Origin of the sequence: Nostoc sp. NOS(2021) (assembly GCF_017115025.1) — a bacterium.
GTDB lineage: Bacteria > Cyanobacteriota > Cyanobacteriia > Cyanobacteriales > Nostocaceae > Nostoc.
Map to the genome: position 1 here is coordinate 1 of NZ_JABXKM010000235.1, position 8,103 is coordinate 8,103.

At 44.7% G+C, this 8,103-nt stretch carries 7 protein-coding genes; 3 read left to right on the forward strand and 4 right to left on the reverse strand.

Annotation, left to right across the window (positions count from 1 at the left end):
• Nucleotides 1-255 precede the first annotated feature (255 nt).
• The gene (gene murG / locus HWQ41_RS24880) at nt 256-1,329 is read right to left on the reverse strand and encodes an undecaprenyldiphospho-muramoylpentapeptide beta-N-acetylglucosaminyltransferase (protein WP_292768965.1); all 1,074 of its coding nucleotides are present in this window, start codon (nt 1,327-1,329) and stop codon (nt 256-258) included.
• Between the two features lie 84 nt (nt 1,330-1,413).
• On the opposite strand from murG, the gene HWQ41_RS24885 reads away from it, so the two are divergent.
• The 3 genes from HWQ41_RS24885 to fldA all read left to right on the forward strand — a co-directional run bounded on the left by HWQ41_RS24885 (nt 1,414) and on the right by fldA (nt 4,024).
• On the forward strand, nt 1,414-2,253 hold the full coding sequence (locus HWQ41_RS24885) for a nuclear transport factor 2 family protein (protein WP_292768968.1): 840 nt from the start codon (nt 1,414-1,416) through the stop codon (nt 2,251-2,253).
• 131 nt (nt 2,254-2,384) lie between these two features.
• Nucleotides 2,385-3,158 carry an SDR family oxidoreductase gene (locus HWQ41_RS24890; RefSeq protein WP_292768970.1) on the forward strand — a complete coding sequence of 258 codons (774 nt, stop codon included), beginning with the start codon at nt 2,385-2,387 and terminating at the stop codon, nt 3,156-3,158.
• Between the two features lie 353 nt (nt 3,159-3,511).
• Nucleotides 3,512-4,024, forward strand: a complete 513-nt coding sequence (gene fldA, locus HWQ41_RS24895) for a flavodoxin FldA (protein WP_292768978.1) — start codon at nt 3,512-3,514, stop codon at nt 4,022-4,024.
• Between the two features lie 165 nt (nt 4,025-4,189).
• Here the strand turns inward: fldA and HWQ41_RS24900 are convergent, their stop codons facing one another.
• The 3 genes from HWQ41_RS24900 to HWQ41_RS24905 all read right to left on the reverse strand — a co-directional run bounded on the left by HWQ41_RS24900 (nt 4,190) and on the right by HWQ41_RS24905 (nt 7,281).
• A complete protein-coding gene (locus HWQ41_RS24900) occupies nt 4,190-4,798 on the reverse strand; it encodes a Uma2 family endonuclease (RefSeq protein ID WP_292768972.1) in 609 nt (202 codons plus the stop codon).
• A 370-nt stretch (nt 4,799-5,168) separates the two neighbouring features.
• The gene (locus HWQ41_RS34360) at nt 5,169-5,324 is read right to left on the reverse strand and encodes an iron-sulfur cluster assembly scaffold protein (protein ID WP_366931704.1); all 156 of its coding nucleotides are present in this window, start codon (nt 5,322-5,324) and stop codon (nt 5,169-5,171) included.
• 10 nt (nt 5,325-5,334) lie between these two features.
• Nucleotides 5,335-7,281, reverse strand: coding sequence for an amino acid transporter (locus HWQ41_RS24905; protein ID WP_292768975.1), 1,947 nt, complete (start codon nt 7,279-7,281; stop codon nt 5,335-5,337).
• Nucleotides 7,282-8,103: the final 822 nt, after the last annotated feature.

Here is an 8,103-nt window from a genome sequence, read left to right on the forward strand (position 1 = left end):
TAAGTAGAGCGGCGTGAATAATTCAAGGTTTGTAGTAAGGACTTTAGTCCTAATTTGAGGGCTGTTCGCAAAGCGTTCCCGCAGGGTAGCCCTCTCTACGAGACGCTACGCGAACACTACGAACTCATTTCAATATTTTTTACATTACTTAATCTACTTTGATTTATTCTCACCTACTTACTTACCTCATGTGATTAGGAAACGCTATATCTTCATTCCGTAACGCTGCCCGAACAATTTTGAATTTTGAATTGTTTAAGTTTCTATCACCTCACGCACTAATTGCGCCAACTTTTCGGCACTATCGGGAACTGCGATCGCTTTTGCTTTTTCCCCCATCTTTGCTAACTCTGGCGGTGACTGCAACAAATTCAACACAATACTTTGCAATGCTTGGGTCGTCAACTCTGATTGCTTCAACGTTAACGCCGCACCCGATGAAGTAAATACGTCTGCATTGTAAGATTGATGGTCTTCTGCGGCAAATGGGTAAGGAATCAAAATCGCTGGCGTTCCACACACTGCCAATTCTGTCAAGCTACCTGCGCCAGAACGACTAATGGCAAGAGTTGCCCGTTGCAACAAGGCTGCCATATTGTTGTAAAAAGGTAAGGCGATGTACTGTGGATGTTTGAGACTATCTGCTTCTGGATCGCGATCGCCAGTTAAATGTACTATATATGCACCAGCATCAAACCAAGCGTTTGCAGATTCGCGCACCAATTTATTAACCGCAATTGCACCTTGGCTACCACCAAAGACAACAATTAAGGGAACACCCTCAGGAATGGCTAAATCCAGTGGTGCATTAATTGCCCCATCAAGAAATTGCGCTCGCACGGGAGTGCCAACATAGACATTTTGGGCACGGGGTAAATACTTAGCAGCTACTTCAAATCCCAAGGCTACCGCACTACACCAAGGGCCAAAAAAGCGAGTTACTTTACCTGGTAAGGCGTTAGATTCGTGGAAAACCACGGGTAAGCCGAGGGAACGCGCCGCAATGACGGCTGGCCCGGCAATGTAACCCCCTGTAGTAAACACCCCTTGAAAATTCCCCTGTTTGAGAATTCGTCTGACTTCCAGAATCGAAAGGGCGAGTTTACCCAAGATGCGAATCGAGGAGAGTCCAAACCCTTGCTGAAACCCTTCAACTGCAATAGTATTCAAGGGATACTGTTTGGGAACAAGTTGAGTTTCTAGCCGATTGGGTACTCCCAGCCATTCTATTTGATAATCTGGGAGTTTTTGTGCCAGTGCGATCGCTGGAAACAAATGTCCACCAGTCCCACTGGCAGCGATTAATAATCGTATCGGTGCGTTTGCCATCAAACCTTTACCGTTTAGCGCCTAGCTTAACTAAGATAAAACAATTTCCTTACTTTCTCTAATCAAATCAGTAAATTCTTACCAATGACTAACATTATTACCGCCTTAGTGAGACGCCAACTCAGATTTCCAGCAAGTATCGGGTTGATTTCCTTCCTGCTGACACTTGGTTTAACAAGTGGTTGGCAACGCACTCAAGCGACGACACCACAGCAATTAGCCCAAGCCACTACACCCCAAAATGCACCAGCCGAACTGAAAAACCTGTTGACGCAAATTGATGCCGCCGCCAGCCGGGGCGATGTCAAAGGGGTGTTGCAATTCTACAGCCCCAATTTCACTCATGGAGATGGATTGACCCGACAAACTATGGAAAGGTCTTTGATTTCACTTTGGCAACGATATCCCAAATTGCAATACACTACGAAACTGCTATCTTCAAAACCTGAAGGTAATGGGATTATTGCCGAAACAGAAACGCAGATAACTGGCTTACCCTCCCGTAGCGCTAATAATTTGGCTCTCAATGCCACGATTACATCGCGTCAGCGCATTGCAGGCGGAAAAATAGTCCGCCAAGACATTTTGTCAGAACGCACCCTACTTACCTCTGGCAGCAAGCCGCCCCAAATTGAGATTAAATTACCACAGCAGGTGCAAGTTGGTCAAAAGTATAATTTTGATGCGATCGTCAAAGAGCCACTTGGCGATGATTTTCTACTAGGAACGGCGCTAGAAGAACCCATCCAACCAGATAAACTTCTCAACCCCACACCCGTGGATTTGGAATTACTGACATCTGGCGGATTATTTAAAGTCGGACAAGCACCATCTACCCCTGGTAGCCAATGGGTTTCTGCTGTCATCCTGCGGGGTAATGGGATGACGATGATAACTCAGCGTCTGCAAGTGGTGAACAAGTAGTTAGGAGTTAGAAGTTAGGAGTTAGGAGTTAGAAGTTAGGAGTTATAGACGACTAATGATAAATTATGAACTATGAAACTTGTGCTAATTCATAATTCATAACTATTAACTCTTCACTCCTAACTATCCTAATGACTTCCCTACAAAATCAAATCATTTTGATCACTGGTGCAAGTAGTGGTATTGGTACTGCTTGTGCGAGAATCTTCGCTGGTGCGGGTGCAAAACTGATCTTGGCGGCACGACGGTTAGAACGTTTGCAGCAACTAGCAGATACTCTCAGTAAAGATTTTAGTACTGAAATTCATTTATTAAAGTTAGATGTGCGCGATCGCAACGCTGTCGAAGAAGCCATTTCTACTCTACCCCCTGCCTGGTCTGACATCGAGATTCTCATTAACAATGCTGGTCTAAGTCGTGGTTTAGACAAGTTGCACGAAGGTAGTTATCAAGACTGGGAAGACATGATTGATACTAACGTTAAGGGTTTACTTTACGTCTCCCGCTATGTCGTTCCGGGAATGGTGAGTCGCGATCGCGGTCATGTGGTAAATTTAGGTTCCATTGCCGGACATCAAACCTATCCCGGTGGCAATGTCTACTGTGCCACCAAAGCGGCTGTGAGAGCAATTTCTGAAGGTTTAAAACAAGACCTGTTGGGAACGCGGGTACGTGTAACCTCCGTTGACCCTGGGATGGTAGAAACGGAATTTAGCGAGGTGCGCTTTCACGGAGATACTGAACGCGCCAACAAAGTTTACCAGGGAGTTACACCTCTGACAGCAGATGATGTGGCTGATGTGATATTTTTCTGTGTGACGCGATCGCCCCATGTCAATATTAATGAAGTTGTGCTGATGCCTGTTGACCAAGCTAGCGCTACCCTAGTTAACCGCCGAACATAAAAGTAACCCATCTTAAGAAGATAGGACTTAGGCACTCAAAACCTGAAACCTCGATCCCCCCTAACCCCCCTTAAAAAGGGGGGATCTAAAAAGCCCCCTTTTTAAGGGGGTTGGGGGATCTCTTATGCGTAAGTCCTATTTATATTTCAGCTTACGTACTCAGCTAGAGTGAATTATTTATTATCACCCCATTGGGAGGAGGAAGTTTACACTTGAAACCTCTTAACTTAAGGCCAGGAAGTTATAAGATTTATCTTTTTGCTCGGCTCAGTGGAAGTGCGATCGCACGTAGACACAGAGTCGCAGCAGTGTCTACATAAATGCGAACACAAAAAAAGGATCAAGGAGTAAAAATGGCTAATATCGGGTTATTTTTTGGCACTCAAACAGGCAACACTCAAACTGAAGCAGAAATAATTCAGAAAGAATTTGGTGGAGAAAGTGCAGTAAGTTTAAATGACATTTCCCAAATTGAACCGACTGATTTTAATGACTACAGTTATATCATCGTCGGTTGCCCGACTTGGAATGTTGGGCAATTGCAAAGTGATTGGGAAGATTTCTACGATGGACTAGATAACATCGACTTCAGTGGCAAAAAAGTTGCTTATTTTAGCCCTGGAGACCAGGTTGGTTATCCTGATACATTCCAAGACGCACTAGGCATTTTAGAAGAAAAAATCTCGGAACGGGGTGGTAAAACAGTAGGCTATTGGCCTACAGAAGGTTATGAATTTAGTGAGTCTAAAGCTGTTCGTAATGGTAAATTTGTCGGGCTTGCACTTGATGAAGATAATCAATCTGATTTAACGGAGGAACGAATCAAAACCTGGGTAACACAACTAAAGCCGGAGTTTGGTTTGTAAATATTGCTACATCTTATTAGGCATGTTCTAGGTTACAAGAAAGCACAATGCGTAGATGTAGCCCGTCATACACATCGCTCCACTTGTTTGCTTAGAACGTGCTGAATGCGATCGCAGCGTCAGGACAATGTGCGAGTTTTTCTGTAAATCCACATTTTTTTCGTTTTATGAAGCAGGAAGGATACTATCTAGGCGAAGTTGGAGACGCGACAAAAGCGGTGAGTTAATTGATTGGTTTAGCCGATATTGTTGTTGAGTATAAGTGTCTTCAACCAGTTGACAGACAGTAAAGGTAGGTTGTTTGGGTTTACCAATAAATGCCACACCACCTAATCCTCGATAATCCACAATCCAATATTCAGGGATGCCTAAGAGCGCATATTCTTCAACCTTGCGAGCATAGTCAGTTTCCCAGTTACTACTAACGACTTCAACCACCAGTTGAATCGAACGTCCCAGCGTAATTACGGGTTCTCGCTCCCAAAGGGGTTCACGGTGGAGAACGGTTTCATCGAGAACCACAACATCAGGACGACGAGCTGTGGCAGCATCTGCGAAGGGATAAATTAAACACGTGCGAGGAATAAACCAGGGGAGTTGTTCTGTAACAAGGTAGATACCAATTTGGGTTGCAAGTTTGCCACTCACCGTTTCGTGCGGGCCAGTGGGTTCCATGTCTATTAGTTCTCCATCTGCCAGTTCATAGCGGGGATTATCTCGGTATTGAGAGAGAAAATCTTCAAAGGTAAGGGTTTTTGGGGAGATATATGTCATTAAGTCAATCTCCTGAAGGCAGACTTGTTTTGATTATATGTCTTCAATTTTGAATTTTGTTAGCGAGTCCGCGTAATCTTGCCCAGAAGCAAGCTAGCAAGAGCGTCTCGTAGAGAGCGTCATTTTGAATTTTGAATTGTTAAATGTTTTACTTTTAAAATATTTAGACAAAGCATGAATTGCTGTTACTCTGCTCTCAAGGCGATCGCAATAACATTGTAGGTCGATTCATTAAAGATACGCCCTAGTTTCAACGGCCCCCAGCGCCGCCTTGAAGGTATACCAAGCCAAAGTTACACACTTAACCCGCATGGGATATTGTGAAACACCTTGCATAATATTGAGTTTCTCCAACGGCGGCTCAAACTGACTATGTGCCGCTACCATTTCGCGGAACTGTTCCACCATCAACAGCGCTTGTGAGATACGCCATTAAGTCAGCACAAGCAAGACACAAAGCACAACCAGTACCTTCAAATTTAATGTCTTCAATTGTGCTTTCTGCTTCATCTAGCGCCAGCGTCAGAGATGCTTACTCAACCCCCGACATGAACGCCAGGACGCCTGTGGGGATTCTTTTCAGCCCGACGCAGTACTTCACGAGTTACCACAGCAATATCACCCTCCCCAAACAAGATAAAACGCAGTAAGTATTGTATGGGGTTGCCCTCAACCCAGCCGAAGTAGGCATGGGGAATCTTACCTGTTTGGTCACGAATATAGAACAGTAAAGCCGCGATCGCGTTAGGTACTGCTGCACTCTCAGCCCGTAGGATGCGGTAATCACCAACTTGCACCCCTCTTACTTTGATGATATCCGCAAATTCAGAAGCATCTGATACATGAATCTCTAGAAAAAGAATTGGATCGTTGGGTGGAATATGGTTGTCCTCGCGTACCTCTTTCTCTTTTAAAAAATACTCTAGGGCATCGCCCGTATTCAACCGATTTGCAATCAGTCGTATTGCTCCCTGGCTCTCTTCGGCAAGGAATTGGCCAGCAAGTTCGTCAACTTCAATCCGTTCTGCTCGCAGTTCCGTTGAACGCCAAACACGAGAAACCAGCGAGGTAAAAATGATCGCACCGATGAAAAACCCAGCAATCCTAATCCCCTCTGGTCTTTCGATGATATTAACAACAGTGGTATATAAAAATAACAGTGTGATAATGCCAAAAACGAGTTTTGACCGCTTTTCTCGATGACGGTGGGCTGATAGGGTGACGGCAAAGGCAGCTGAGGTGATCAATACAAGCACACCAGTTGCGTAAGCCCCACCTTGGGCTTCCACATTTGCCCGAAAGATAATTGTGACCACAAAGGCGATCGCTGTGTAGACTAACACTAAAGGTCGCGTTACTCGTGCCCAATTGGGTGCCATGCCATAGCGTGGTAGGTAGCGAGGCACAATATTCAGCAGCCCTGCCATTGCCGATGCACCTGCAAACCACAAAATGGAAATAGTACTTAGATCGTAAATTGTGCCAAAGCCATTGCCTAGATACAGATGTGCTAAATAAGCCAGGGCCCGTCCGTTGGCTTTGCCCCCAGATGCAAATTCTGCGGTTGGAATCAGTAGAATGGTTATAAAGCTGGTGGTGAGCAAAAAGAAGCTCATAATCAGAGCAGCAAAGGTGAGCAGCTTGCGTGTATTCCGAAGCCGCCCTTTGGAATGCTCTTGAGTGTCGCTGCTGCTACCTTGTACCAGGCCCATAACGGTCACGCCAGTCTCAAAGCCTGACAATCCCAGCGCTAGCTTGGGGAATATGAGGAGAGCTATGCCGACTAGTATCAAAGGGTTGGAATGGCGTGCAAAAAGTGCAGTCTGCCAGTTAGCGATCGCTACAGGGTGAGCTAGGATCTGATACAGACCGACACTAACGACAATGGAGTTTAACACCAGATAAACTCCCACCAAAACTACTGCAATACCAATCGCTTCTCGGAAACCTCTCAAGAAAACTGCACCTAGTAATGCAACTAATATGAGAGTGATCGCGATCGTCTCATTGTGAAGCCAATTTGGAGCCAGCGGATTTTCGATGATATGGGCTGTAGCATCAGCCGCCGACAGGGTAATGGTAATAATAAAGTCGGTTGCCACAAAGCCGAGTAGGCACAGCACAAGTAATTTGCCTTGCCACCAAGGGAGCAAACGCTCTAACATTGCGATCGACCCTTCACCATGAGGGCTTTCGGCAGCAATGCGCCGATAGATTGGCAATGCTCCAAAGAGCGTCAGCAATACCAGAATCAGAGTAGCCAGAGGAGAAAGAGCGCCAGCTGCCAGTGCTGCAATCCCAGGTTGATAGCCAAGAGTCGAAAAATAATCTACACCAGTCAAGCACATCACCTGCCACCAAGGATGCTGGCGATGTGGTTCTTGCTTGCGGTAAGGTCTTTCCTTCTCTCGTCGGTCTTCTTCAAGCAACCAGTTGATTAACTGTCTGCTGAGGCGTTTTGTTGAAACAATTGATTTAGCCATCAAATACGGTTGTGTTGCAAAAGTTGGCTTTGTGATTTTTTTAAGCCTTTGTAGTTTATTAAAATTTTCAACTACAAAGATATAGCACTATTATTGTAGGTTAAGCATCCTGTCCGATTTACAAAATATATACTAGCTGCTCGTAGTCGTCTGGCGTATCAAGATCAATTGCAGCTTATGGTATCGGAAGAATCAATACTGTATACGTATACTTTTGGATTAACGCTTTCGCACCCTTTGAGGATGTTTGTAAAGTATCAAGTTGTATAAAGATCCCCCCTAACCCCCCTTTTTTAAGGGGGGTAAATAAATCAAAGTCCCCCAATTTATCCGGGGATTGCGGTTTACCAATATTGGTGTAAGCTAAAACACATCTAATTTGCATATTAAAATTTTCTCAATATCTTGTGGGGTGGGCAACATGAGCGCCCTGATTATGCAACTTGAATGCCGATTAGCTTATCACCAAGGACTTTTCAGACATCCTCTTATTTGGGCTTTATCCAAATTAAAGTAAGTCCCGCTTTGTTACTTGTCAAAAACTCCACCTTTCAGACAAATACTTTTTCCATCGTCAGTGATTTTCGTGAAATAGAAAAAGTCAAACCACTGTTCGAGAGAGGTTTCAGCGTCAGCTTGAGGGTTGCGAAAAAAATGGATCAAGTCGATCTGATAAGGGTGTAAGTTTACAAGGCATATACTATAGCGTTTCCTAATCACATGAGGTAAGCTGTTGCGCCTTTAATTTGCACTAATATTTTTTCAACATGGTTGTGGGGTGGGCATCTTGCCCGCCCTGATTGTGCAAGTTGTATACATAAC